Here is a 26,502-nt window from a genome sequence, read left to right as displayed (position 1 = left end):
AGCGCTTCCCTGTTCTCTTGAAAGAGCTCGAATCTCTACGCTCGCCGTCGTGTCGCGGGCGTGAATTCCGACTGGCGCTCTCTCCGCGCGGCTACGCCCATAAATGACCCGCCTAATTCTTTCCCTGGTCCTTCTATCCTTTCCTTGCTTTCCTTGCTATGGGGCTCACTCGGTTTTCCCTCGGTCGACTTTCGAACCGTATTGATGGCCGAATTGAAGTCTTTAGAGCTCCTCTATCCGACTCCTTGACCTATCCCTTGTGTCCCGCGCTGTGTCCCTGTGTCCTCCCCTGTGTCCCCATTAGTGAACTTGTGAAAGTGCAGGTCAGAGGCACTTCTTGGGGAGCGCTTTACTTTTCAGCTGAGGGTCATGATCGCTGGAAGGGGGGTCGATATGAGCGTTTTGCGAGAGAAAGTTAATTGGAGAAATAAGCGCTGAATGCTATGAAAATTGCTTTATGGGGACCGCGTGCGTGTGGCGCGCTAGCGGCCTACAAGCAAGCCGTTCAAGCTCCCGGATGGCGCCGATTGAGCTCAAGGCAAGGGCCCGGTGGAGCGGTCTTGCGTGCTGGTCCCCACTCGGGGTGGTTGAGGAAATGCTTCCGACGACGTGTCGATCGGTCAGGGTGCCGTATTCGCGCGAGCGTTGGCTTCGAATTCAATGCAGTGCGCCCACGGAAGAGTGAATTGATCAAAGTCGGAAAAACGGCGGGACTGATTCGAGGTGGAACTCGTCGTTGGGCGAGTCCGGTGACGCCGTCGCTGCTCTGGCCGGCAGGGTGCCACGCTGCGCGCCAGCCATGAGAACGTGCGCTCAGCTCACAGCGGGAGCCAGCGGGCAGGTGGCGACGCCGGACGTCGGCAGGCATCAGGGCCCTGGGCTGGACTTGATCGCGCTGTCGAATTTGGAGAGACGCTTACCCCGGTCGGTGACGCCGGCCCAATGTGCCGGTGAGCGCGGACTGCGGGAGGGTGGCATCAATGATGGTCGACGACCCCGCCCTTGGCGAGGTGGTCAACTGCTGAGTCGATGTTTTCAGCAGCCGGTGTCGACACCGCGAGAGGTGCACGAGAGATCGCGGCGTGGAAGGTGTCAAGGAAGGCCTACTCGTCCGAGGGGCGGGCGAGCCGGGTGGCCACCTCGACGAGACCGGAAGCCCTGTAGACGGGCCCGGTCTCCAGATGCTGGCCGAGGTGGGGCTCCAACTCGGCTGCCATCTCGGGCAGGCCGGTCTCGCTGACGCCGAGGATGTCGGCGGCCTCTTGAAGCCAGGCGGAACGGCCGGCGTAGACAGCTGCTCAGGGCGCAGATCGAACGCGCCTCGGTCGTTACCTCGGCGTGGATGAGCGTTGTCGTTCCGCCTATTCGTGCCGCCCCACGTAGGCGGATCCCACTCTCAGCGGGACCGCGCACGCGATCGCGAGCGCGAGCCACATACCGGAGCTGGCTACCACGGTCACGGCGGCCGGCATTTGCTTTCCGAGGAGCACCATTAGTGCGGATGCGTTCACCAGGCCTGCCGTGACTCCGGCTTCCGTCCCCGGCCGGCGCCCACCGGTCAGCCTGGCCGTAACCGTGGCCACGAGCTCGCACATCCCTAGCAGTACGGGGGTATGGAGGACGGCGGTGGCCAACACGCCCCACCAGGGAACCGCGGTCCATCCTGCGATGTAGCCGGTCACTGTGACTGTCGCGGCCAGGGCTGCCATCACGTTTCCGGACGAGCCGGATTCGGGTTCGGCGGGAGGCGCGCACAGCGCCCAAAGGCCCAGCCCCGCCACTGTGGTCAGTCCGGCGGCTGCCCACCCGGGCATCTCGGTGAACAGTGACAGCTGCGTCCACAGCGCGGTCGCACCGGCCAGAGCTGCCCGTGCCGTGTGGCCGCGACCTGCCGGCCGGGATGGGGGAGGGGAGCATGCAGGAGGTCCGGCGGTGTTCGCGCGGCGGGTCGCTGTTTGTGTCGGCGCCGCCCACGGCGGGGTCCCCGTCGCGTCTGCGGGCACTGGCCGGGTGGGAGTGGCAACGGCGGTCAGGCGCCGCTCGGCTTGCACGGCGTCGGGGCGGCCGCCCGGATGGGCGCACAGCAGGTCCAGTACGAGGTCCTCCAGGGCCACGGGCACGTCGGGGCGCACCGCTCGCACCGGCAGTGGCTGCGCCCCGTTCGGCCGGGGGAGACCCGGGCCGAACGGCGGTCGGCCGGTGAGGAGTTCGTAGAGCACGCACCCCAGCGAGTACAGATCGCACCGGCCGTCCCCGGCCTCTCCCCGCAGCCGCTCGGGCGCCATGTAGGCGGGGGTGCCCATCACCGTGCCGGGAAGGGTGACGGTTTCACTGCCGGCGTTCATCTGCGCGATTCCGAAGTCGATGAGCGTGACCGTGCCGTGCGGCGACAGCATCACGTTCGATGGCTTGACGTCCCGGTGCACGACTGCGGCGGCGTGTGCGTCCCGCAGACCGCGGCACATCTGCTGGCCCCATGCGACCACGTCTGTCACGGTCGGAAGACCGTGCGCCAGGACTGCCTGCAGTGGTACGCCATCGAGCAGTTCCATCACCAGGAAGCCGATGCGGCCGCCGCCGGTGATGTCCTCCCCAACATCGTGCACGCTGACCACATGCGGGCTGCGCAGCCGTCCTACGGCCAAGGCTTCGCGCTCGAACCGGACACGGCCGACCTCCGGCGCTGCCGACAGATCGACCACCTTGATGGCGACCTCGCGTCCCAGCCGCATGTCGAAGGCCCGGTGGACCACACCCATGCCGCCGGCCCCGAGGACTTCACGCAGCTCATAACGGCCGACCAGCCGTGCACCCCTGACCACCACATTCACCTTTCCGGCGACAGCAGACCGCAGCCCGTTCGGCGCGATGACACGGCGGCCGGGCTCGATGCGTGCCGCGGCAGCTCCCGGCCTCCCTGCGGGCGCCCAACTGCCGGGCGCCCGCGGGGAGGCCGGATGACTGTCTCCGTCGGACTAGTGTTCCATATCGTCACAAATAGCCCTGAACGCAGGATGTTGCGAGGTAGAGCAGCCGACGGGAGTCGCGCCACCGACCGAGGAGGCGTGCGTGTGAGGGGCAGCGCCAGTCGGCCGCCAGCTGGATTGACAGGTCTTCCGCCGTGCGCGCCCACCTCATTCCTCGGCCGAGGCTCAGCATCCGCTGGCGGTTCTGTTGTGGCCGGGGCTCACGCGGGGTGGTGCAGAGTCAAGTTGATCGGGGCCTCGAGCAGGCCGAAACGGGCCAGGCCTGCCCTCACAGCCTCGCGGTGCCGCAGCAACTCGCCCCGACCGCCAGGCGCGAGGCCGGGAAGGTCCGATCGGGAGGAGCGTCCTAGGGTGGACGCATGGATCTTGCGGACGATTTGATGACCCGCCCATACGACGTCTACCGGGGGCTGAGGGCAACCTCCCCGGTGCACCGCATCACGGGAACGGATGGGCAGCCAGCGTGGCTCGTCACCCGGTTCGATGACGTTCGCGCCGCCCTTGCCGATCCGCGCCTGTCGTTGGACAAGACGCATGCGCGTGAGGGCAGTTACCGCGGGCTGTCGTTGCCTCCCGCTCTGGACGCCAACCTCCTGAACATGGATCCTCCCGACCACACGCGTCTGCGTCGCCTGGTCGGCCGGGCCTTCACCCAGCGTCGGGTCGACCAGTTGCGCTCCCCGATCCGGGCCACCGCGGATCAGCTGCTGGACGACCTGGGCGAGCACGGCACCACGGACCTGATCGCTTCCTATACGGCCCCATTGCCGATCACGGTCATCTGCGATCTCCTCGGCGTCCCGGCAAGTCACCGGCGGGACTTCCGGGATTGGACGGGCGCGCTGATCGCTCCGGATCCGGCCCGTCCGCAGGCAGCCAAAGAAGCCATCGCAGCCATGCTGGCCTTCTTCACGGAACTCATGGCCCACAAGCGGCGCGAGCCGGCCGACGACCTTCTCTCTGACCTGATCGCCGTAAGGGACACGGAGGGCGATCGGCTCACCGAGGATGAGCTGATGTCCTTGGCCTTCCTCATCCTCTTCGCCGGCTACGAGAACACCGTCCAGCTGATCGGCAACGCGGTCCTGGCTCTGCTGCAGAATCCCGACCAAATGGCGCTGGTGCGGCAGGAACCGTCCCGGATCCCCGCCGTTGTCGAGGAGTGCGCCCGTTACGAGGGCCCGGCCTTGCTCGCCATCCGACGCTTCCCGACTCAGGATGTGACGATCGGTGGCGTCAGGGTTCCGGCCGGGGAGACAGTACTGCTGTCCTTGGCGGCAGCGAACCGCGATCCGGACCGCTTCCCAGATCCGGACCGCCTGGACTTTGACCGCGATACCGCCGGTCACCTGGCGCTCGGCCACGGCATTCACTACTGCCTGGGCGCTCCCCTGGCCAGGGCCGAGACGGAGATCGCCGTCGCCGCGCTCCTGGAGCGGTTCGAGGGACTCGAGTTCACCGAGGAGGAACCTCGCTGGCGGCCCTCATTGCGGGCTCGCGGACTCCTCGACCTGCCAGTGCGTTACCGGGGCACCAGGCCCTCGTCCTGACCGGGACGTTCGTCGAAGTCACTGCTGCCCGGACCGGCGAGGGCCGGGCAGTTAGTCTCCGGCCAGGGCAGTCTTGTCGCGAAGGCGCTCTCGCAGGGCACCGATCATCGGGAGCGTCAGGCCGCAGAAGAGGAACAGCACCGCCAGTCCGCTCAGTGTGGGGCTCACGACCTCCTCGGCCTTCAAGGACCAGGGATTGTCGAGGGTGAAGAAGATGATGTACGAGCCCTTGGAGAACGCGTACGCCAGGCCGAGGGCCGCGGACACGGAGGACAAGGCGAAGCCGGCGCCGCTCCACGGCCTGATGCCCCAGTTGCGCCGGGCCGTTCTTCCGCACATGAACGCGAGTTCGGCGCAGGTGACCAGGACGTAGGAGAGGTAGATCAGCAGGTAGGCGGCGACCTTGGGATCGTCGACGTACTCGGTCGTGAACTCGACATCAGGCCGGTTCGTGGCGAGGAAGAGCGGCACCAGGATCGCCAGTTCCACAGCGGCGGCGAAGCCGCGCTGGAACATCGCGGCTTTCAGATACTCGGGCCGGTAGGCCAGATCCACCATCGTGACCTGTAGGAAGGCGCACCACAGGACCGCACAGATGTGAGCTACCAGCTTGCCGGCGTTGTGCAGGCCCGTGATGTCCTGCATCGCATCGGCCACCATGGGGACGGCGCACAGGACGCCCAGCGTGCACACCCCGAAGGCGAAGGCGATCGCCCAGGTGGAGACACGCGGATTGCCCACGGCCCTCCGTGTGCAGAGCGCTGTGACCACCAATCCGGCTACGGTGCAGGTCCCGAAGACTATGCCGTCGACCACTTACAAACCCTCCAGTGAATCTGCCGCATAGCGTGCGGCGTCGTCCATACTTCGGCGCCGTTGAGGCCTGTCCGCCGACTTGTCCGCCTCGTCGTCCGGCACCGGCTCCAGGCCGAGTTCATTCCGACGCCGTTCCAGGTTCGCGATGATGTTCTGCACCTCATCGGGCGGAATGCCGTTCAGCAGTGCGAGGACACGGCGCACCTGAGGATCCTCGAAGGCCTCCAGGGCCTTCAGATCGCCATAGCTGCTGTGCGGCAGAAGATGTGCGGGTGGAACGCCGCCCAGAGCTTCGCACAGCGCCAGGATGGTGCCTACGGTTGGGTTGTCCTGGGACCCCTTGGCCAGTTTCGCGATGGACGCGTGAGACACCGACGGGTGTTCGCCCGGCAGCGCGTCGACGGCGGCTGACAGCGTGCGCGACGAGAACGCGCGGCCCTTGGCGTCCCTACGGGCGGCCATCAGGGCACTGAGTCTCTCCGCCAGAGGGCGGCGGCCGCGCCTCAGCACAGGCAACGGTTGCCGGACAGGGGCCGGGAGTTGGCCCGCTGCAGACTGCACACCACCACGTATCGATCTCTCGCTCGGTCGGGGTTCGTTCCTGTGTACTTTAGTTGACATGATTGGGGGCGCAAGGCAGGATCGCGATAGGGAGAATGGAACCCTGCGCTGCGGTTTGACTACTGTCAGTGACCGCTGTGGTGTGGGGCTGGACTCCCAGTGGACCGAAGAGTTGGAACGACGGCGGTGGATACGGCGTTGGTGACTGCCGCACTGCGGCCTGCGCCTGCAGGTTGGGGCGCTGCACCGACAGGGGGAAGAGTTGAGGATGGAGCTGGCATCCAGCAGCGGTGGCCATGCTGGGCGGGAAGTGCGTGGCGGAGCGTCGGCCATGCTGTGTGCTCTTGGACGCCACCGCTCTCGATCGGGAGGCCGTACCGGGGGAGGGGCGCCGGCTCGCCCTTGCCTTCGTGTGGCGCCCCGCCGGGCACTGGTGGCCCGCGCCCGAAAGTGGCGCCGGGTCGAGGCCCTCGCGCACACCGCGTCGCCTCGGGCCGGACGCCGTCTCGAGCGGGCGGTGCCTCCACGGCCCCGACTTCTCCTCGCCGGCGCGCGGATGGGCAGGGTCACGCCTCCAGGACTAGCGGTGCGGGTCGACGGGAGCGGAGCCATGAGGTCGTGATCGCCGCGTGCCAGCGTCGGCCAGCCGACGCCGGAGGCACTTCACGATCTCGTCCCGACTCCCGAGGAGCACGCCATGCTGACCCTGGGCTCGCTGCCCACTGACCGGCCTGAACTCGAACTGACATTCGTAGCAAGCGGTTCCCCGCGTACGCAGGCCGCAGAGATCACCGGCGTGGTGACAGTGACGCCGGAGCAGCTGCTGGAAGACGGCATCCCGTCGGCTCTGCCTGATGGCTCGCTCGTCCTGATCACCGGAATGTCTCCCTTCCGCCTCCGCGGCCGTATCACGACGGTGCTCGATCTGTTGGTGCAGCGGATGAGCCGGGACGGCGGCGTAGGTCTGGCCGTCAGTGCAGCTCCCGGAGCGCGCCAGCCGTTTCCCCCGGCCATCGTGGACCGGGCCTGCGGGCTGGGCATCGCCCTGCTGATCTCGTCTGCTCCCACCGAGTGCTGGGAAGGTGTGCATGAGGAGATCCAGCAGTCCCGCCTGATGTTCGCTGAGCGCCGTGCTGCCCAACTCAGCTCACTTGTACAGGAGTTGCCAGCTCAGCTGGCCGACTCCCGGGCTATGCAGCGCATCGCGGACTGGCTCGCCCGGGTCCTCGACTGCCAGGTTCTGGTCAGTGAACCAGAGCGCGTCCTCGCCGCCTCACCGGCCACGGCCGCAGAGCAGTTGGCCCGGGCCATCATCCGCCAGTCCGTCGACGGAGTTCTCCCCGAGACGCTGTCCGGACCTCACACCCAGCTCATCTCGCTGGCCCCGGCCTCGGCTGCGGACACCGTACTCGCGGTGGCCCGCAAAACCCCTTTCGACGAGGCGGACCTGCGGTTGCTGCGTCATGCGGCGAAACTCCTGGGCCTCGTGGACCAGGCGCACCGCGAGTACCGGGCAGCCTCCGGTGCCTCGCATGCGGCGCGCAGCGCAGCGTTCGAGCTTCTACTGGACGGTGAGGTCGAAAAGGCGCGGCGCGTCATGGCCAATCTGGCGCCCGGGCTCCTGGAACCAGAAACCGCCCGCGTCTTCGTTGTGGAAACTCAGCCGGCACGCCGGGAGCTGACTGTGCGCCGCTGCAGGACATCCGTCGGCCAGCAGGCTCTCGTCGTGCCTGCCCCAAGAGACGATCGGCGGATACTGATCCTGCAGCCGATCCGCCCCGAAGAGGACTCCGGGGCGGATGTCTCCGCCGAACTCACCCGCCTGGTGGGAGCCCTGGGGCCGCCGTCATCTCTGGGGGGCAGCGGCGTGTACTCCATGACGCTGATCGCCGACGCGCTCCATGAGGCCGTCACCGCGCAGCGGTTCGCCGCGTTCCAGCCCGACTCGGTGGCCCTTTCCGTGCACGGCTCCGACCTCGTCAGTCTGCTGCCGCAGGCGGAAGCGCAGCGCTGGGCGCGCCGGCTGCTGAACCCGTTGATGCGCGACGAGACGCAATGGGAGTCCATGCGGGAAACCCTTCCGGCCGCCTTGGCCTACCCGTACACGGTTGCCGCTCGCCGGTTGCGCCTGCACCGCAACACCGTCATGCGGCGCGCGTCGCGCGCTGCCGAGCTTTTGCGTATGGACTTCACCTGTATCAGTGACCGCATCGCCGTCGCCCTGGCCATGGAGCTGGTCACACAGCGAGAGGCGTCCGCCTCGCCGCAACTGACCGGCTCGGAACAGCCCTCGCTGGCGCAGTTGTTGGCTTCACCCCAGGTGCACGCCTGGGCACATACCCTGGTCCGGCCGGCCCAGGCGGACCGACGCGACCTGCTGTCCACGGCCCTCGCCTGGCTCACGTTCGACACCCACGTGGAGCCCGCGGCCCGCGCGCTCGGCCTCTCCGAGGTCACGGTCCGTTCTCACCTGCGCGCCCTGGAAGGCCATATGCAGCGTGATCTGGCCACCCTGACTGGCGTACGCGATCTCCAGTTCGCGCTGCATGTCGTCACCGGCCAGCCTGACCTGCGCTCAGATCGGCCAAACCTGACGGTAGTCGCCTGCTGACCGCCGCGGTGCCGGGCTTTCATCCCTCTCCTTCCTCCGGTCTGCGGACCTAGAAGGGCGGCACCTCTTCGGGGGGCATGTCCGCCCGCACCCGGACGAACCGAACAGGGTGGCGCAGACGGCCGCGGGCATCCCTGGACACATCCGCGCTCACCTCCACGACCGTCTCCGGAACGACCAGCGACACCGTCAGCTTCTCCTGCGATCCCCAACCAGCGGAGAAGGACCGCCCGCCCCACGGGTGATCCGTCTGCACCGGGTGCAAGAAACCGTCCAGGCCGCGGGCATGGGCAGCAGACAACGTACTTGTGCGCCCCGCATAACGAAGGCGTCCCTGCGCATCGTGCCGGCCGAGCAGCAGACTCCTGGGACGGGTCGGTGGTCCCGTGACCGCACCGACGACCATCTCAAGGGTGTCGCGCACGCGGTACTTCCGCCACGAGCGCGCCCCTGGCCGGTAGCTTTCCGTGCCGTCCTTGAATACACAGCCCTCGACCCCGGCCGCGGACCAGGACAGCCATCTGCGGGCCACCTCCGCGTCGCCGGTCGACGGGCACAACGTCCAGGGCGCCGAAAGACTCTTTCGCCGGAACAAGTCCTCCAGGGCCCGTCGCCTTTCAACGTATGGACGAGCGAACAGACTCCGGCCGTCCACATGGAGCAGGTCGAACACGACATAGTGGGCGGGCCAAGCGGCTGCGGCCCGCTGAGCGGCGGCACCCCGTCGGTGCAGCCGCTGCGTGAGCCGTTCGAACGCGAGCCTGGTTTCCTCCCAGACGACCAGTTCGCCGTCGAGGACGACGGGGCTGTCCAGCTGGCGAATGGCGTCGGTGATCTCCGGAAAGGCCGCAGCCAGGTCACTGCCCCCGCGTGACCGCAACACCGGGGAGCCATCAGCATCCCGTGCTGCGAGGGCCCGGAACCCGTCCCACTTTGGTTCGGCAAACCAGTTGACGGGAAGTGCAAACGTCTCGACAGGGGTCGCGAGCATCGGCGCTGCGGGAAGGTCGATCACAACGGAGGGCTACCACAAACCCCACCGCTGTCCCTAGGGGGACACGGGAAAGGACTCATCAGGGGAGGGTAAACTCACCCCCGCAAGATCACGAGAGTCCCTCGGCGGAATGTCGCTTTGTCGCTCAACCAGCCGTCTCAGGCAGGGTGTTGGGGAAGTGGCGCAAAGTTTGCCAAGTGCCGGATGAGTCGTGCCGGGAACCGGGACGTGTGCACCCCCGGCACGGCCGTCATGAGGAAGGTGCACTTTCGGGCTGCCATACGCCCGACTGGTGCAGAGCCGACAGGTGTCAGCGGCGAGATTGTGCACTGCCGAAATGGCACTGCCTCGCGCATATGCCTAGCGTTGCCGATGCAAGCCCGGCCCAACCATCGGACGAGTGAGGCACAAGCCGAACCCGCCTGCGGGAGAGCCGATCAGGCCAGCGGCGAGCTGGCCCGGTGAGCGGCGACGAATCCGCCGCATAAACCAGGAGGCGGGCACCAGAGGGTGGTTGGAGCCACCGTCTCGGCACCCGCTCTCGCCAGCGCAAAACCAGGCCCCTGACAGGGCCTGTGCAAAACGACTCTCAGCAGAGTCACCACCAGCAGATCTGAGGAACCACTGGGGCCTTCCACCGGCGTGTTCGAGCACGTCGGCGCTGCTCAGGATAGACCAGTGCGCCGCATGAGAACAGCGTGGCCGCTGCACTTTCCTGAGAAAGGCCCCCCGAGCCAGACGGGGCGAACTGCATGACCTCCAAGCACGTGACGGACCAGCGGAAACCGCGTACCACAGCCTCGGCTCCCCGCCGATGCTCCCGAGCGGAGCTGGACCGTTTGAAGGACCTCGGCGCAGCCGGGCTGAGCGGCTAGCACCCGACCTCGCCCGACGGCGCGTCCGGGCCGGTCGCGGATTTACCAGATCCTCGACCGGTGTTACGCCCGGGGAAGATCTGCTTCCCCCGAGCGAGCGGCGCGCGGCAGGAGCTAGGCGGCCTCCCAGCAGCTGCTCCTGCCGCGCCGCACATGGCGCTCCGCCAAAAGATGCTCGACGCAGGGCCCTTGAGCCCGGCCGCGCACATGCCGGACAACGCCCGGCCCGCCCCCATCCCCTGCTCTGCCGCCGCTAAGCACAGGGCACGCGCGGCAGACACCCCCCACGCCGGGCAGTCGTGCCCAGCGTCCGCGCACAGGCAGCGGCCCGCGCGACCTGACGGCGAGCGCGCCCGCATCGCCGTGCGGCTCTGTGTGGCGCCGTGCCCCATCACGCACTTCTCCACCCTCATGGATCGAAGGGATCCCATGCGACTCCGTGCTCCAGCTCGACTTGCCACCACGGCCATGCTCGCCCTGTCGGTGACTGCCGGCCTGGCGGTGACCACCGCCCCGGCCGCCAGCGCGGCCGCGATGCCGTGCAAGCCGCGGGTCTACTACAAGATCAACACCAATGCCGTGAACTTCCGGACCGGCCCCTCCACGAGCTACGCCTCCAAGGGCCTGCTCTACAAGGGCGACTGGGGCAAGAAGGTCTCCACCAAGGGTTCCTGGATCAAGCTCCAGCTCGGCCAGAAGTCCAGGACAGGGCTGGCCAAGAACGCCAGCGGCTGGGTCGCCGCGAAGTACGCCTACGACTGCGTGCCCATGCAGTTGGACTGATCCGGTCGTGGTCCAGCTGCCCGCACCGATCGCGGGTGCATGCCCGGCCGAGGTGCCGGCAGGTCCACAAGCCGGCCCTGCCGCCGCTTTCGCGCCGCGCAGCACTGAAGCGATCCGCCCCCACAAAGCAGTGCCCGGGCCGGGCTGCCCGGCCAAGTTTCCCTCCACTCCAAGGAGTCCCTGGTGATAACCCAGCGCGTCAAGCACACCCTCCTGGCCACGACGGTGGGCCTGGCCGTCGCCGCCGGCGGTGTAGCCACCGCCTCGACGGCGCAGGCTGCCGACACCGGCCACACGAAGATCTCCTGCAGCGCGGTCAAGATCCGCAAGGCGCCGGCAAAGAACTCCACGGTGGTGGGCATCGGCTACCGCGGCGACAAGGTCGCCTACGACCAGTGGGCCTACAAGAAGGCCGAGAAGCAGTGGTACACCCGCGGAACGGTCACGCGGAAGAGCGACGGCAAGAAGGTCCGCGGCTACATGGTCTACCAGTGCGCCAACCCCTACAACAGCAACCCGGCGCCCACGCCGCCCATCCCCAAGTAGCCCCAGCCTGAGCGGTGTTGTGCCCGGCGTTACCCACGCGCCTGCTCCTGGCCGCTCCGCCCTCCGCACCCGCCACCGGACGTGCCTCTTCCCGTCCCCGGCAGGACGGCCAACACCCCGCCGTCCTGCCGGGGGTGGTACCCGCACCCGCCAGTCGCTGCGCCCCGGCCGAGACGGGCAACACCCCGCCTCCTTCTGTGTCCCGAAAGGTCGCTTCCCGATGATCCGCAATCTCGCCCTCCGCTCGGCTGCGCCCGCCGCTCTCGCCCTCGTGGCCGCTGCCGCCCTGACCGTCACCACCGCCCCGGCCGCACACGCCGTCGGCGAACACAGCAAGTGCACCGTCAACTGGGCGAACTATCGCGCCACCGTGGCCAAGAACGCATGGAACTACCGCACCGGCCCCGGCACCGCCTACACCAGCCGCGGCTACTTGTACCGGGGCGACAAGTTGACCGTGTTGTGCAGTCGCGGTGACTGGGCCTACAGCCAGCTCACCCAGCGCTCCAAGTCCGGCATCGCCAAGGGCACCAAGGGCTGGGTGCGCGACGACGGCCTCTACCAGCTGGGCGGCTGACCCACCTGGCCCGCATCCCCTCTGTAGGTTCCCGCAGCTCGTGGCCAATCCTCACCAACCGTGGCCACTCGGTGGCCGGCGCTGAGACTTCTCGGGCAGCGACGCCCTCGGGCAGCTCGCCACGGAGTGAGGCACCGCAAGAACCCACAGGTCACAGCCTCGCCGCAGGACACGAGCGACGTGAACCTACGACCACCCCGAGCGGCCTAGGCCGTTCCCCCTCGCAGGAGACCTTCATGCAAGCACGTCTCGCTACGGCCGCCGCCCTGACGACCGCATTCATCGCTGCCGGTGCCGTGGCAGCAGCACCTGCCTCGGCGGCCGCCGAGAACAATGTCCGCGACTACAACACGACCATCGTGGGCTCCTCCGGCGTCAACTATCGCACCGGGCCGGGGACGGGATACACGTCCAAGGGGCTCGTGGCCACAGGCGACAAGATCACGGTCACCGCGACGAGCAACGCCGGCGGCGCCTGCTATTGGTACAAGGCCAAGCTGCGGGCCAAGAGCCGCAACGGTCTGCCGAAGGGCACCGTCGGCTGGGTCAACTGGGTCTACGTCCAGAAGTTGGTGCCCAAGGGCACGCAGGGGTGCTGAAGACCCTCCTCAAGCGGCCCCAACACCGCATCTGTCCCACTGGGATCGAACCAGCACAGGCCACTGGGCCAGCGCGCACCGAGTGGGACCGAAGCGAAGGGACCGCGTTGCCCCGTGGGCAAGGCGAGAACGAGCGGCTCGCCACGGCGTGAGACACCGCAAGAACCCACAGGTCGCAGCCTCGCCGCAGACACGAGCGACGAGAACCTACACCCGCTCACCATCCCTGTCACCGGCCAGACCGCAACGGTCCGCCGACCCCTCTCGTCTCCTGGAGGAATCCACCATGCCCGCGCTCATGCGCACCGCCGTCACCCTTCTCGCCGCCGCCGCTGTCACCGGCACCACGCTCCTTACCGCCACCACCGCCTCAGCGGCGAGCTACCACTGCAAGACCAGCAGCGCCTCTGTCGACAACCCGGCCTACTCCGGGCCATGGGCCGACAACTACAACTTCGACGTCCACCTGTGCGCCAAGCGATCCGGCGGCTACATCTACACCTACGCCAAGGTCGACTTCGAGGGGCCCGTGTCGTACGTCAACCAGACCGACGTACTCGATGGTGCCCGCTTCCATCTCCAGACCAAGAAATCCGTCTCGGGCACCGACCCCGTCGTGAAGGCGGCGAACTACACCGGCCTCGAGTACAAGCTCGAGCACGGCAACACGGCCGGCAACGGCAGCTACACGACCGGGACCCTCAAGTACAAGGCCGGCTCCGGCCGATACCTCGCCGACGGCTTCATCCAGCTGGACTGGAATAACGACGGCAAGGACTACCGGACCACGCACTTCAGCGCGTCCCCAACCGTGTAGACGCCGCTCAAGTTCCCGGCCAAGCCGGGCATCAGACGCAGCCAGGCGCCTCCCTCCCATCCCCCTGGGGGCGATCCCCCCGTGTCCTTCCGGCGCGGGCGTGGGCCAGCTGCTCAGCGGGGGCGTCGTCCGCGACGACGCCCCCCACATCCACCGGCGCCCGAACCAGCTGACGCCGGCCGCCCCGCCCGGAACGACTCGCGTCCGCTTTTCCTGGAGCGTCTGTGTCAGCCACCACCCTGTCCGCCGCCAAAGTTCCCGCCCAACCCGCCCCACGCCCGTGGCCGCCCGCTATCTGGGCCTTGCTCGTCACCACGCTCGTGGCACGCAGCTTCGGCTTCGCGTACCCGTTCCTCAGTTACCACCTCAAGCACCTGGGCTATACCACCGCGGGAGTCGGCCAGGTCCTCGCTGTCTTCGGCATCGGCTGGCTCCTCGGCCAGGTGCTGACCGGATGGGCTGCCGACCGCCTTGGCCGACGCCGCACCCTGGTGACCGCGATGGCGACGGCCGCCGTCCTCCTTCCGCTGCTGGCGCAGGCACACGACTTCGCCGCCGTGTGCACCGGGGCTCTCGTCGCCGGCATCGTCTACGACGCGGCGCGCCCGGTTGTCTCGGCGCTCATTGCCGACCTCATCACGGACGACGCGCAGCGTGCCTCGGTCAACGGATGGCGCCACGGCGCCGTGAACATCGGTGCGGCCCTCACCGGAGCGGTCGGCGGTTTTCTGGCCGCGCATCTCGGCTTCCAGATCCTGTTCTGGCTCAACGCCGCCGCGTGCGGGGCATGCGCCTTCATCGCCCACCGCTCCCTGCCCGCCGACGCCCCTTCCGCAATTGCGCCCTCCAGCCGCATCCCCCTACGGGCCGTGGCCAGCGACGCGCGGTTGTGGCTGCTGTGGGCGGCGAGCGTCTTCGCCCTGACGTGCGCGGCGGGGATGTTCACCGCGCTTCCGATGCTCATGGAGGACGACGGCTTGGCTGCCACCGCCTATGGATGGACGCAGGTCGCCAACGCCGCAACGGTGATCGCCCTCACCCCCCTGCTCACGCCGTGGCTCAGCCGCCGTTGCGGGGGACAGAGGCCCATGATCGGCACACTCGCGGCTAGCTCGCTCGTTCTGGGCGTCGGCATGGGCAGCGCCGGCCTCGCCGATACCACCCTCGGCTACAGCCTCGCCGTGGTCGCCGCCGTTCCCGGCGAGATCGCCTTTTTCATTGCCGCATCCGATGTCCTCAACAAGCTCGCACCCGAGTCCGCCCGCGGCCTGTACGCAGGCATCTGGGGATCCACCCTCGCCGTCGCCGTGATCGTCGCCCCGGTTGTCGCAGCCGTTTCCCTGACCTCTGGCGGTGGGGCTCTCGCCGCGCTCACGACCCTTGCCGCCGGCGCCGTGGGCGCAGCCCTGTGCCTGCCGCTCGCCGGGCTCACCCATCGGCGCACGGCCGCACGCATGACCGCCGTCCCCGTCCCCGCCGCTTCCTGACCGCCGAACCGGAGAACCGCCATGAGACACACCACCACGCGGCCCAACCCGCGGGATTCCCAGCGACCTTGGTCTCCCATTGCGACCGGCCGGCCCACGCCCGCGACAGGGGCCGAGCGATGACCGCGATCGCTGCGGCCGAGCAGTCCGCCCCACCGACAAACGACCGACGACTGCTGCTCGGTGTCTTCGCCGTGCTGGGCCTCGCCATGGCGGTCTGGGGCACGAGGCTGCCCGCGGTCCAGAGCACGGCACACCTCGGGCCGGGCCAACTCTCACTCGTCCTCCTCGGTGCCGCAGCCGGCATGGTCGCCGGACTCCAGCTCGGCGGGCGCCTGGCCCACCGGCACGGTCCCTCCCGGCTGCTGATCGTCCCCGCCATGGTCTTCGGCCTCGGTCTGGCCCTCCTCGGCCAGTGCCGAACCTTGCCGACCCTGATCGCCGCCGCGGTCGTCTTCGGCATCGCCCACGGGCTGTTGGACGTCGGCTGCAACGCCTCTGCCGTCCACTGCGAGCTCGCCTACCAGAGGCCGATCATGTCCGGGCTGCACGCCGCCTACTCAATCGGCGCTCTGTGCGGGGCCGCGCTCGCAGCCGTGACCACCTGGATGCCCCACAGCGTGCTGTTCGCGATGGTCGGCGCCTTCACGGTGCTCGCCGCGGTCATCGCCGTTCCGGGCGTACGGGCGTCAACTTCCCTCGATCACGCGCCCCAGCGCCCCGAAGCAGTCCCGGACAAGGTCAAGCCCGCGCAGACTGCCCACGCCACTGTCTGGCTGCTCGGCGCCCTGGCCGCTGCATGCCTGCTGGCTGAAGGCGCTGCCGCCGACTGGTCGGCAGTTCACCTGCACTCCCTCCACAGCTCCGAGGCAACAGCGGCGGCCGCCTACGCCCTCTACAGCGCCGCCATGAGTGCGGGCCGGCTCGCAGGAGACCGGCTGACCAGCCGTTACGGAGCACCCGTCCTGGTGCGCGTTGGCGCAGCGCTGGGCGCCGCCGGACTCGGTGCCGCACTGATCGCCGGCAGCGCCCCGGCCGCCCTGCTCGGCTGGATGGCCCTCGGCGCCGGCCTGTCCACAGCCATGCCGGCCCTCATCACAGCCGCCGGACGAGGAGGACCGCGTGCCGTGGGCACGGTCGCCAGTGCCGGCTACCTCGGCCTGCTCGCCGGACCGGCCGCCATCGGAGCGATCGCCTCGCTCACCAGCCTGACCACCGCACTGGCCCTGCCCGTCGTCCTGGCGGCGGCGGTTGCCCTCGCCTCCTACCGAGCCCTGGAGTCTCGATGACCGCCTCCAAGCCCACCACCCCCAACGGCGCCGACCTCGAGGCGGTGATCCTCGACTACAACGGGGTCATCGGCCGCCAGCCCACCTCCGCCCAGTGGGCCCAGCTCGCCGACCTCGCGGGATGGCACCCCCACGAGACCCACGCCTTCCAACAGGCGTTCTGGCAGCGGCGGGAACCCTTTGACGAGGGCATCGCCGTCACCCACACCTTCTGGAGCGGGCTGCTGCGCAACGGGCGGACCGCAGCCCCGGGCAGCAGCCTCCTGGCCGCCCTCGGCACCGCCGACATCGCCATGTGGACCGCCACGGACCCGGCCGTGCTGGACCTTCTGCGCACAGCCCACGCCACCGGACTGCGTCTTGTACTCCTGTCCAACGCACCCAAGCCGCTGGCAAACGTCCTCGACGACACCGACTGGTGCGCCACCTTGTTCAGCCGGACCGTCTACTCCGCCCGCATCGGAGCCAACAAACCCCACAGGCGGGCCTACGAGGCCGCGCTTGAAGCCGCCGGACTGCCGGACCCCGCAAAGACCCTGTTCGTCGACGACCGGCTGGAGAACGTCGAAGCCGCCGAGCGGTTCGGCCTGCAGACCCTGCACTACACCGGCGACCCGGCCGCGCTCGCCCGCCGACTTCTCCAGCAGCCCGCCGTCACACGCCCGGCCGCCCTCGCTGCCAGCGCATGACCGCCTCGCGACGCCGTCCCGCCGGCCCGGCACCCGCCGAATCCCCATCAACCGGAGAGCTGACCATGAGCCTGACTGCCCTGAGCCCCAACTCCCGTGCCGTGACGAGCACGTGGCACTCCTCGGTGGTCGCACTCCCGGCCGAGCGGCCCGCGGCCACTCCTTTCCACACCCGTGAGTGGGCCGCCGCCTGGCAGGCGGTGCGTACCGAGCAGGTCCGCAGCCGTCACCACCTCTTCCTCCATGACGGTCCGCGCCAGCACCGCATGTCCTTCTACCAGGTCAGCAACAGCCCGCTGTGGCACTCCATGGAAGGCGACGCCGGCGTCACCCGTCCGACCTTCGAGGCCGACGTCCTGTACAGCCCGTCCGCATACGGCGAGTACGGCGGACTGCCCGGCGCGGCCGTGTCCGTCCTGGGCGAGGCCGTCGACCGCGGCCGTGCGCTTGCCCGCGACCTCGGCACCGAGGCCCTGGTCATCGCGAACATCCCGCCCGCCGAGCGAACCCTGTGGAACCAAGCCCGAACCCCCGACGCCGAAGTCGTCCTGTCCTGGGCCCACCGAGCCCGCGTCGGCGCATCCGTCGACGAGTTCATCGCGAACTTCCCCTCCAGCACGACCAGCCGCGCATTCCGCAGCGAGCACCGCCGCGGCACCGACGCCGGCCTCACCCTCAAGATCGCCCGAGGTATCGAACTCCTCCCATACATCGCGGAGTTCGCCTCGCATGCCGGTTCAGCCAGCCGGAACCGGGCCCTGTACGGAACCGACATGTTCACCCCGCTCACCCGCGTCCCCGGCGCCGTCGGACTCCTCGCCGAACACCGCGACGGCACACTCGCCGGTGGCTTCTTCTGCTTCCGCTACGGCTCGGCGCTCTACCTGTGGACCGCTGCCGTCGACGCCCGCAACCGGGACCTGCCGGTCTACAGCTGGCTGATGCACGAGAGCGTCAAGTTCGCCGTCGACACCGGCGCGAGTGTCCTGGACGCCGGCCGCTTCGACTACGCCTACAAGGCCCGCCTCGGCATGCTCCCCGTCGCGCTCACCTCCGCGGTCTACCTCACCAGGCCCAACCCTCACCTCATCAGCCGACTCGGAGCCCTGCACACAGGACTGAACCAGCACGTCCTGCGGGCCTGGAACAAGGCCTGACCCCCGACCGGAACACCGCGGACACTCCCTGCCCGAACCACCGTCAGGACCACACCGTGCCCCACTCATCGCAGCCCTCGAGATCGCCGCTGCTCATCGTCATCGGAGCAGGAAGCCGCATCTGGCGCGGATACGGACTGCAGCACATCGGCGCCCGCCACCGTGTCGCCCTCCTCGACGACCAGCCTCCCGAGTGGGCCAACGACCACGTTGTCCTCTCCGTCGCCGTCGACCTGGCGGACACCGAAGCAGTCGCCGCCGCCGTCGGCGCACTGGCCGCCGACCAGGGCGTTGCCGGGGTGTTCACCTACATGGAGCAGCACGTCGTGCTCACGGCCCGGATCGCCGAGCGCTTCATGCTGCCCGGCAACACCCCCAGCGCCGTCGAAGCCTGCCGGGACAAGTACCTCAGCCGCTCCCTGCTCACCGCGGCCAACGTTCCCTCCGCACGCTCCTATCTCGTCCCGGACGCCGAGACCGCCGTCGAGTACGCGGTTCTCCTGGGCGGCCCTGTCGTCCTCAAGCCCCGGTCGATGGGCGGAAGCGCCGGCGTGCGCCGAGCCGACACCGCCGACCAGGTCCGCGACGCCTACCAGGCCGCCCGCGGCGCGACCCTCTTCGGACTGGAGAACACCGGGACCGCCGGCGTGCTGATCGAGGAGTACCTCGATGGCCCCGAGATCAGCGTGGAGTGCGTCGTCCTGGGCCACGAAAGCGTCCACATCGCCGCGATCACCCGTAAGTATCTCGGCGACGAACCCACCTTCCAGGAGACCGGCCACCTCGTCGACACCACCGACCCTCTCCTGGCCGACTCCCGCATTCACGAGGTCGCCCTCAGCGCGCTGCACACGGTCGGCATCACGAGCGGCGTCATGCACGTCGAGATGCGCCTGACCCACCAGGGCCCGCGCATCGTCGAGATCAATGCCCGGCTCGGCGGAGACCTCATCCCGCACCTGGTCCACCTGGCCACCGGCCTCAACCTGCCGCAGATCGCGGCCGACCTCGCCGTTGGCGCCGACCCCGAACTGGTCCCCAGCCAGCACCAGAACGCCGCCGTCCGCTTCCTCTATCCGCCCGGCACCGGCCGCGTCACGGCAATGCACACCGGCATGTTCGCCGCCTGGCTCAACCGCTTCGAGTGGCTCGCCGCACCCGGCAGGCACGTCAACGCCCCGCCCCGCGCCACGCTGCTGGACCGCCTGGCACTGGCCGTGGTCACCGGGCCCGACCCCGACGTCTGCCACCGGCGACTGCAACTGGTCGAAGAACGCAGTGGCATCCACATCCAGCCCGACAACGCCACCACCGCCTGCGTCGCCTGACCGCACGGCACCGACACACACAGGAGACCCGACCATGGCCCTCGCCGCACCCCTTCACGCGGCGGCCGCGTCCGCGTACCGCACCGGCACCGCCGCCGTCATCGCTCCCGCTGACGCCGGCGACCGGTACGTGCCCGCGCTGGCCCGGCACGGCTGGAACTCCGTCGCGGTCACCGAACCCTCCCACCAACCGGACGACAACACCGGCTACCTCCGGCACGTCACCCACCGCACGAGCCTGCGACGCACCGCCAGCCACCTCACCCGCCTCGGAGTCCAGGCCGTCATCGCCGGCTCACCAGCCGGTACAGAACTCGCCGACCTGCTCGCCGCCCGGCTCCATCTGCCCGGCAACGCTCTCGACACCGCGGACATCCGCCGCGATGCCGGACTCACCAGCGCCGCGCTACTCGACGCGGGAATCACCGCGCCCCGCAGCATCCGCACCGCACGCCTGGCCAACGCCCTGGAATGGGCCACCTACACGCAGGCGGCCGAACTCGTCCTCCAGCACCCCGACCCCACCCACGCCCATCCTTCCTCCGTCTGCCGCACTGAAGACGACATCCGCTCCGCCTGGCACCGAATCCACGACTCCAGCACCCAGCCGCTGGTCCTGCGCGAGCACCTCGCCGGCACCCACTACCGCATCCACACCCTCACTGGCCCCGGCAGCGACGGATCCACCGACCACAGCATCACCGCGATCTGGTCCGAGACCCGCACCGCCGACCAACAGGTATGCCGCGCCGACCTCCTGAGCCGCCACGGGCTTCTGGCCCGCGCCCTCGCCTTCTACATGATGCGCACGCTCACCGCCCTCGGGGTCCGCTACGGCCCCGCCCACGCCACGGTCACCTTCATCCCCGACCGCGGACCCGCCCTGCTGTCCCTGCGCACCGATCCCCACGCCGACTTCGCCACCGACGTGCTGCGTCAGGCCACCGGCCACGACCCCATCCGTGACACGGCGCTGCTGCTCACCACCGGGCGCCGCCCCGTGGCCCGCCACCTTCGCCGTGCCCACGTCACGAAGATCGCCCTGCTGCCGCGGCACGACGGTGCACTGGATCACGCCCTGCTGCGCACCATCACCGCGCTGCCCACCGTCGCCGCCACCACCGTGCTCACTGCCGACACCCCGGTTCGAGCCGGCCAGATCACGGGATGGCTCCTCCTCGTCGCGGACGACAGCCGCGCCATCAACCAAGACGACCAGGTCATCCGAGCCGCCGAGAACCTCGGCCTGTACGGGAGGCCGGCATGCATCCGCCCCTGATGACAGTCCCGCCGTTGGCCTCGCGGGTCCAGGCCGCTTTCCAGGGCCTCGGCAACCTATTCGCCCTGGTGGTTATCGACCCCCTGCCCATCTGGAGCACACCGCCGACAGGGCGGACGCTGCCCGAACGCAACCGTGAGGGCCACGACCTGCTGGCCCTGCGCTGGCATGGCCCCCCGGACATCGACGGCGAGGTCCTCGCGGCCCTCGACTCGGCTGCCGACCGGGCGCCGAGCCCACCCGTGAGCGCCGCAGAACTCGCCCACTACCAGGACTCTCTCCCCGACCACCTGCACCTGGTGGCCCTTCCGGCGAGCAGCGTCCTCGGCCCCTGGTCCCACAACCCCCACCGCTGACAACCCTGCTCCCGGAAGGAACCTTTCCATGCGCATCTCCCGCGCCCTGCAGCGCACGGCTCCCCTCGCCATCGGCGGCGCCCTCGCCGTCGCGCTCGCCACGACGCCGGCCGCCGCCAGCTCCGGCTGGGTCACCTCCAACGGCGGTGGCGCCGAAGGGATCTACAACTCCTACAACGGCCGGGTCTCCGCCTGCGACATCAAGACCGACGGCTACAAAGCCGTGACACAGGTCTTCGGCTTCGGCGATCGTCTGCTCCTCAGCGTCCAGGACACCCTCAACAACGGCCGCTGCTCCTGGAAGACGCCGACCCTCTTCGAAGGGACGCACACGATCCGGGCCTGCGTGATGAAGACAGGCAAGGCGCCGACGAAGTGCGGCCCGAAGCACGAGTTCTACGTGGGCGCCTGACCCACCCGGCCCCGCCCCGAGCCCAGCTGGAACCTCCGGTGCTGGCCGAAGAAGCCGGACCGATACCCACACACCCGGATCCCTTCCTTCCCTGTGCATCCCGCCCGTCCTCAGGAGCCCCTGTGCAGACCGCCCCCGCCACGGCCGAAAGGCCACTGCACGCTGCCACCTATCGCAGCGTGCTGCGGGTGCCCCATGCCGCCCGGCTGCTGATCGGCACGCTGATCGGCCGTCTGCCATCGGGAATGGCGCCCCTCGCCATCGTCCTGATCGGCACCGAGAACGGCGGGTTGCAGACGGGGAGCGGACTGGCTGCCGTGTACCTGCTGGCCAACGCCGTGGGCGGGCCCCTGCTCGGCCGTTTGGTCGACCGGCACGGCCAGACAAGAGTGCTGACGACGAGCGCGGCCATGGCAGCCGGCGGACTCCTCCTGCTCACGGCAGACGGCGCACCTTGGGGGGTCGTGCTCACGGCGGTGGCCCTGGCAGGAGTGGCAAAGCCCCCGCTCGACGCGACGTTGCGTGCCCTGTGGAGCCCACTGATGCCGGACCGCGAGCACGAACGGGTTGCTGTCGCGCTGGACGCGGCAGTACAAGAGCTGATCTTCATCGCTGGCCCCCTGCTGGTGGCCGCCCTGGCCTACACGTCGTCGGCCCGCTGGGCCGTGGTGGCAACGGCAGTTGTCGGGTTCGCGGGCACGGTCCTCGTCGTCACCGCGCCCCCTTCGCGCGCGTGGACGGCGCAGTCTCGCCGAGCGGACCGGCTGGGCCCGCTGCGGTCTCAGCCCCTGCGGGTTCTCTACACGGCCATGCTGTTCATCGGCGTCCCCATAGGCGCCCTCACCCCGCTCGCGGTCACCTTCGCCGACCAGTTCCAATACGCCGGGCTATCCGGCGCACTGCCCGCCGCCGTCTCCGCCGGGGCCCTGGTCGGCGGACTCCTGTACGGGGCGCGCTCGTGGCCCGGCCCGACGGCACTGCACCTGGTGGTCCTCTGCGCTGGTTTCGCGACGGGCTGGATCCCCCTTCTGGCGGCCGGCAACTCCCTTCTCGCGGTCGCGGCGTGCTTGCTACCGGGCCTCGTCATGGCCCCGCTGCTCAGCGCGGCCTACCTCCTCACCGTCCGCCTGGCGCCGGCTGGCACGGTCACCGAGGCCAGCGCCTTGCTCGTTGCGGCTCTCGACATCGGATGCGCCGTGGGCACCGCGGCCTCCGGCCTCTCCTTCGCCCGCGCGCTCCTGCCGGCCGGCGGTGCTGCGGCCCTCGTCGTGCTCTGCGCCGCCCGCGGACGAAGACGTCCTCGGGTCCTTCCCACCGCCGTCGCCGAACCCCAGCAGGTGACCACGTGAACACCGTCCCCTCCCGCGCCACCTCACTCGTCCAAAGGACTTCCCCGATGACCGCACCCACTCTGCCCGCCGCGGCCTCGCCTGCGCCCGATCACCTTGCTGAACTGCGCACAGACGTCGTACGGGGGCTCACCACGTCCCCGAAACAGCTCTCGCCGAAGTGGCTGTACGACGCGGACGGGAGCCGTCTGTACGACGAGATCACCCGACTGCCGGAGTACTACCCGTTCAGGACGGAGCAGGCGATCATCGCCGACTCCTGCACCACCATCGCATGGCTCACCTGCGCCAAGACCTTGATCGAGCTGGGCTCCGGTTCCTGCTCGGCCAAGACGCGCCTGCTGCTCGATGCCCTGACCGGACCGCTCACCACGTACGTGCCGGTCGACGTGAGCTCCAGCGCACTAACCCAGGCATCCGCCTCCATCGCGGCGGAGTACCCGGGCCTGGCGGTGAAACCCCTCCTCGCCGACTTCACCGCCGCAGTCGACCTTCCGCCCACCGACGGGCCACGCCTGTTCGCCTTCCTCGGCGGAACCTTCGGCAACCTGCTTCCTCCCGAGCAGGCGTCGTTCCTGGGAACCCTCACCTCCAGTCTGGCTCCTGGTGACCGCCTGCTGCTCGGCGTGGACCTGGTCAAGGACCCAGCCGTCATCATTCCCGCGTACAACGACGCGGCCGGCGTGACGGCTGCCTTTTCCCTCGGTCTTCTGCGCCGCCTCAACCGGGAGTTGGACGCCGACTTCGACCTGAGCGCCTTCGAGCACGTGGCGGTCTGGGACGCGGACCACGAGTGGATCGAGATGCGTCTGCGGTCCCGCCGGGACCAGACCGTCACCCTGCGCGGCGCGGACCTGGTCGTGTCCTTCACCGCAGGAGAGGAACTGCGCACCGAGGTCAGCGCAAAGTTCCATCCTCAGGGCCTTGCTGCCCAGCTCAACGCCGCCGGCCTGGAGCTGAGCCACTGGTGGACCGACCCCGCCCGGCTCTACGGACTGGCCATGATTGCACGCGCCGACGACATCACCCCGGCGGCCTGATGCCCGTCACAGCCAATCCCTCGCACACCTGTACCCGGCCTGGGGCTTCCCGTGCCGACCGAAGGACGATGATGCGCACCACCGACGGCTCAGCGCACGCTGCACGCCCTCTGCCGACCCGGGGCGCGCACCCCCTTCCATACCGCGAGCACCCGATCCAGCGGATATTGCCGGCGCATCCGCCTGCACCCAGCGGTGCTGAGTCCCCGGACGCCGAGACAAAAGACCACGGCGGCCGGACACAGCGGCGCGGGACTCTACACCGGGGAGCGCGCACATGAGCGCGGTCGAGACGCCCCCCGACCACCTCGTGCGAGCCACGCCGACTCACCACACCCCACAGCCACCCGTGCACTGGGGCACCGTGCTGCGGCTGCCGTTTGCCGCGCGGCTGTTGGCCGCCACGCTCGTGAGCCGGGCGCCGTTGGGCATGACGCCGGTCGCGCTGCTGATCGCCGCGCGGGCGAACGGTCACGGATACGGCGCTGGGGCCGCGCTCGCCTCCCTGTACGGGCTCGCGGTAGCGGTCGGGCAGCCACTGCTCGGCCGCCTGGTCGACCGGCGGGGACAGACCCGCACTCTCCTGGCTGGCGCTATCACGTCGGCGGCCGCACTCCTCGTCCTTGCGGCCGCCGGAACAGTAGACCTGCTGATTGCAGCCGTCGCCGTCGCCGTCGCGGGAGCAACGGCCCCGCCGATGGAGGGGGTTCTGAGGGCACTGTGGCCCGCTCTCACCCCCACCCCGCGGCACCTGCGTGCGGCGTTGGCCATCGACTGCGGAAGTCAGGAACTGGTCTACGTCGCCGGCCCTCTCACCGCCGCCGCTCTCGCGGCAGTGGCACCGCCCGGCATCACCTTCGCCGTGGCCGCCGGCCTTGGGCTGGGAGGGGCTCTCGCCGTCGCGGCGTCGGCTCCGTCCCGCAGGTGGCGACCCGGGCCAGTGTGTCGCGGACCGCTCGGTGCTCTGCGCTCGGTCGGCATGCGGTGGATGCTGCTGGTCCTGACCGCGGTCGGCGGGACGCTGGGCGCGCTGTCGGTGGCCGCCCTGGCCGCGAGTGAACGGCATGCCGCTTCGTGGCTGGCGGGCGTCCTGCCCGCCGGGGTGTCGGTCGGTGCCCTCCTGGGCACCGCCGCCTGGACCGCGTTGCCGCTGCCTGTTCCCCTCAGTCGGCAACTCGCGCTGACCGCCGCAGTATTCGCGGCCGTCTGGGTGCCGCTGTGCCTCGACCCGCCACCGTTCGCCGCGCTCGCGCTGACGGTGCTGCCCGGCATGGCCTTCGGGGCGCTGTTGACGTGCGCGTATCAGGTGGTCGCAGAGCTTGCCCCGCCCGGCACCCTCGTCGAGGCGTACGGCTGGCTCATCGCAGCCTTCGGGCTGGGCCAGGCCCTGGGCACAGCGGCCGCCGGTGTGCTCGAGGGCCCGTGGGCCCTCCCGGCAGCCACGGCCACGCTCGCCCTCGTCCTCTCCGCCCCAGTCTGTCAGCGCCTCGCGCTGTGCACGGCAGTCGTCCCTTCCCGTCGCCCGTCGCCCGAGAGGCCGTCATGAGCAACTCCACACCGTCCTGGCCGCCCGCTGCCCGCCTCGACCGCGCCCTCGCTGCCAGCCACACCGAAGCCCGGGCTGCGCTCGGCCTGTACCTGCCACTCGGCTATCCCACACGCACAGTCAGCCTGGACACCTTGCACTTGATGGCCCAGTCCGCCGACGTCCTGGAGATCGGCATCCCGCACACGGACCCGGTCATGGACGGCCCCGTGATCCGAGAAGCCTCCGCCCAGGCGCTGGCCGCCGGCTTCGAGATGCACGACGTCTTCACCGCCACGTCCGCACTGACCGCGTCTACCTCGACCGCGCTGCTGGTCATGTCGTACTGGGCACCGATCGCGCAGTACGGCATTGAGGCCTTCGTGAACCAGTTGGCCGCCGCGGGCGGGTCGGGCGTGCTCGTCCCTGACCTTCCCCCACCAGCCGCTCCCGCGTGGAGAGCGGCGGCGGCCGCGGCGGGCTTGCACACCGTCCCTCTCATTCCGTCTCACGCCTCCGCCGCTCAACTCGCAGCGATCGGCGCGTCGCACAGCGGCATGGTCTACGCGCCGGCGACCCCCGGCCTCACGGGCTCCCAACGCCCGCTCAACCCCAGCCTGCCGCAATTGGTCCACCACCTGCGCACCGCGACCCGCCTGCCCGTCGCGGTCGGCATCGGTGTGAGCACGCCAGAGCAAGCCGCAGTCGTCTCGGAGTACGCGAACGCCGTGGTCATCGGCTCGGCTGTGATCCGCCGCATGAGAGACCAACCCGACGCACCCGCGACCGCAGCCGCCGAGATCGCCCGCGACTTCGCCGCCGGAGTACGCCGCTTCCGGCACTGCGCAGCCTGACCAGCAGACCCCCACCCCTTC

At 69.6% G+C, this 26,502-nt stretch carries 23 protein-coding genes; 19 read left to right on the top strand and 4 right to left on the bottom strand.

The window, feature by feature from the left end; translation table 11 throughout:
* Positions 1-1,361 precede the first annotated feature (1,361 nt).
* A complete protein-coding gene (locus OG852_RS49560; protein ID WP_330351728.1) occupies positions 1,362-2,831 on the bottom strand; it encodes a serine/threonine-protein kinase in 1,470 nt (489 codons plus the stop codon).
* A gap of 515 nt (positions 2,832-3,346) precedes the next feature.
* Here OG852_RS49560 and OG852_RS49555 point away from each other — a divergent pair.
* On the top strand, positions 3,347-4,537 hold the full coding sequence (locus OG852_RS49555; protein WP_330351727.1) for a cytochrome P450 family protein: 1,191 nt from the start codon (positions 3,347-3,349) through the stop codon (positions 4,535-4,537).
* A 51-nt stretch (positions 4,538-4,588) separates the two neighbouring features.
* Here OG852_RS49555 and OG852_RS49550 read toward each other — a convergent pair whose 3' ends face one another.
* Positions 4,589-5,278, bottom strand: a complete 690-nt coding sequence (locus OG852_RS49550) for a hypothetical protein (protein WP_330351726.1) — start codon at positions 5,276-5,278, stop codon at positions 4,589-4,591.
* A 75-nt stretch (positions 5,279-5,353) separates the two neighbouring features.
* A complete protein-coding gene (locus tag OG852_RS49545; RefSeq protein WP_330351725.1) occupies positions 5,354-5,815 on the bottom strand; it encodes a hypothetical protein in 462 nt (153 codons plus the stop codon).
* 796 nt (positions 5,816-6,611) lie between these two features.
* On the opposite strand from OG852_RS49545, the gene OG852_RS49540 reads away from it, so the two are divergent.
* The gene (locus tag OG852_RS49540) at positions 6,612-8,525 is read left to right on the top strand and encodes a helix-turn-helix domain-containing protein (protein ID WP_330351724.1); all 1,914 of its coding nucleotides are present in this window, start codon (positions 6,612-6,614) and stop codon (positions 8,523-8,525) included.
* Positions 8,526-8,574: 49 nt separating this feature from the next.
* On the opposite strand, the gene OG852_RS49535 is transcribed toward OG852_RS49540, so the two are convergent.
* The gene (locus tag OG852_RS49535; protein WP_330351723.1) at positions 8,575-9,540 is read right to left on the bottom strand and encodes an ATP-dependent DNA ligase; all 966 of its coding nucleotides are present in this window, start codon (positions 9,538-9,540) and stop codon (positions 8,575-8,577) included.
* 1,283 nt (positions 9,541-10,823) lie between these two features.
* Between OG852_RS49535 and OG852_RS49530 the strand changes: the two genes are divergently transcribed.
* From OG852_RS49530 to trpA, 17 genes are all read left to right on the top strand, one after another.
* Positions 10,824-11,177, top strand: coding sequence for an SH3 domain-containing protein (locus tag OG852_RS49530; RefSeq protein ID WP_330351722.1), 354 nt, complete (start codon positions 10,824-10,826; stop codon positions 11,175-11,177).
* Positions 11,178-11,360: 183 nt separating this feature from the next.
* Complete coding sequence (locus OG852_RS49525; protein WP_330351721.1) at positions 11,361-11,723, top strand: hypothetical protein; 363 nt, start codon at positions 11,361-11,363, stop codon at positions 11,721-11,723.
* 220 nt (positions 11,724-11,943) lie between these two features.
* Complete coding sequence (locus OG852_RS49520) at positions 11,944-12,300, top strand: SH3 domain-containing protein (RefSeq protein WP_330351720.1); 357 nt, start codon at positions 11,944-11,946, stop codon at positions 12,298-12,300.
* Positions 12,301-12,536: 236 nt separating this feature from the next.
* A complete protein-coding gene (locus OG852_RS49515) occupies positions 12,537-12,899 on the top strand; it encodes an SH3 domain-containing protein (protein WP_330351719.1) in 363 nt (120 codons plus the stop codon).
* Positions 12,900-13,185: 286 nt separating this feature from the next.
* Positions 13,186-13,716 (top strand): hypothetical protein, encoded by a 531-nt coding sequence (locus OG852_RS49510; protein WP_330351718.1) that lies wholly within the window; start codon positions 13,186-13,188, stop codon positions 13,714-13,716.
* Between the two features lie 302 nt (positions 13,717-14,018).
* Positions 14,019-15,203, top strand: coding sequence for an MFS transporter (locus OG852_RS49505; protein ID WP_330351717.1), 1,185 nt, complete (start codon positions 14,019-14,021; stop codon positions 15,201-15,203).
* A 119-nt stretch (positions 15,204-15,322) separates the two neighbouring features.
* Positions 15,323-16,492: an MFS transporter gene (locus OG852_RS49500; RefSeq protein WP_330351716.1), complete on the top strand. Its 1,170-nt coding sequence runs from the start codon at positions 15,323-15,325 to the stop codon at positions 16,490-16,492.
* A complete protein-coding gene (locus tag OG852_RS49495; protein ID WP_330351715.1) occupies positions 16,489-17,181 on the top strand; it encodes an HAD-IA family hydrolase in 693 nt (230 codons plus the stop codon). Before OG852_RS49500 ends, OG852_RS49495 begins: the two co-directional genes overlap by 4 nt.
* 65 nt (positions 17,182-17,246) lie before the next feature.
* Positions 17,247-18,338 carry a GNAT family N-acetyltransferase gene (locus OG852_RS49490; RefSeq protein ID WP_330351714.1) on the top strand — a complete coding sequence of 364 codons (1,092 nt, stop codon included), beginning with the start codon at positions 17,247-17,249 and terminating at the stop codon, positions 18,336-18,338.
* 56 nt (positions 18,339-18,394) lie between these two features.
* Complete coding sequence (locus OG852_RS49485; protein ID WP_330351713.1) at positions 18,395-19,666, top strand: ATP-grasp domain-containing protein; 1,272 nt, start codon at positions 18,395-18,397, stop codon at positions 19,664-19,666.
* Positions 19,667-19,700: 34 nt separating this feature from the next.
* Positions 19,701-20,945, top strand: a complete 1,245-nt coding sequence (locus OG852_RS49480; protein ID WP_330351712.1) for a glutathione synthetase — start codon at positions 19,701-19,703, stop codon at positions 20,943-20,945.
* On the top strand, positions 20,930-21,301 hold the full coding sequence (locus OG852_RS49475) for a hypothetical protein (RefSeq protein ID WP_330351711.1): 372 nt from the start codon (positions 20,930-20,932) through the stop codon (positions 21,299-21,301). Before OG852_RS49480 ends, OG852_RS49475 begins: the two co-directional genes overlap by 16 nt.
* Positions 21,302-21,329: 28 nt before the next feature.
* Entirely contained in the window at positions 21,330-21,713 is a 384-nt protein-coding gene (locus OG852_RS49470; RefSeq protein WP_330351710.1) for a hypothetical protein, read from the top strand.
* A gap of 122 nt (positions 21,714-21,835) precedes the next feature.
* The gene (locus OG852_RS49465) at positions 21,836-23,062 is read left to right on the top strand and encodes an MFS transporter (RefSeq protein ID WP_330351709.1); all 1,227 of its coding nucleotides are present in this window, start codon (positions 21,836-21,838) and stop codon (positions 23,060-23,062) included.
* Positions 23,063-23,109: 47 nt separating this feature from the next.
* Positions 23,110-24,102, top strand: a complete 993-nt coding sequence (gene egtD / locus OG852_RS49460; RefSeq protein WP_330351708.1) for an L-histidine N(alpha)-methyltransferase — start codon at positions 23,110-23,112, stop codon at positions 24,100-24,102.
* A gap of 277 nt (positions 24,103-24,379) precedes the next feature.
* Positions 24,380-25,648 (top strand): MFS transporter, encoded by a 1,269-nt coding sequence (locus tag OG852_RS49455; RefSeq protein ID WP_330351707.1) that lies wholly within the window; start codon positions 24,380-24,382, stop codon positions 25,646-25,648.
* Entirely contained in the window at positions 25,645-26,481 is an 837-nt protein-coding gene (gene trpA / locus OG852_RS49450) for a tryptophan synthase subunit alpha (protein ID WP_330351706.1), read from the top strand. Before OG852_RS49455 ends, trpA begins: the two co-directional genes overlap by 4 nt.
* Positions 26,482-26,502 lie beyond the last annotated feature (21 nt).

It is taken from the genome of Streptomyces sp. NBC_00582 (genome assembly GCF_036345155.1).
Lineage (GTDB): Bacteria > Actinomycetota > Actinomycetes > Streptomycetales > Streptomycetaceae > Streptomyces.
The sequence above is the reverse complement of the archived record's forward strand: the minus strand, read 5'-3'. Positions and strand labels throughout refer to the sequence as shown.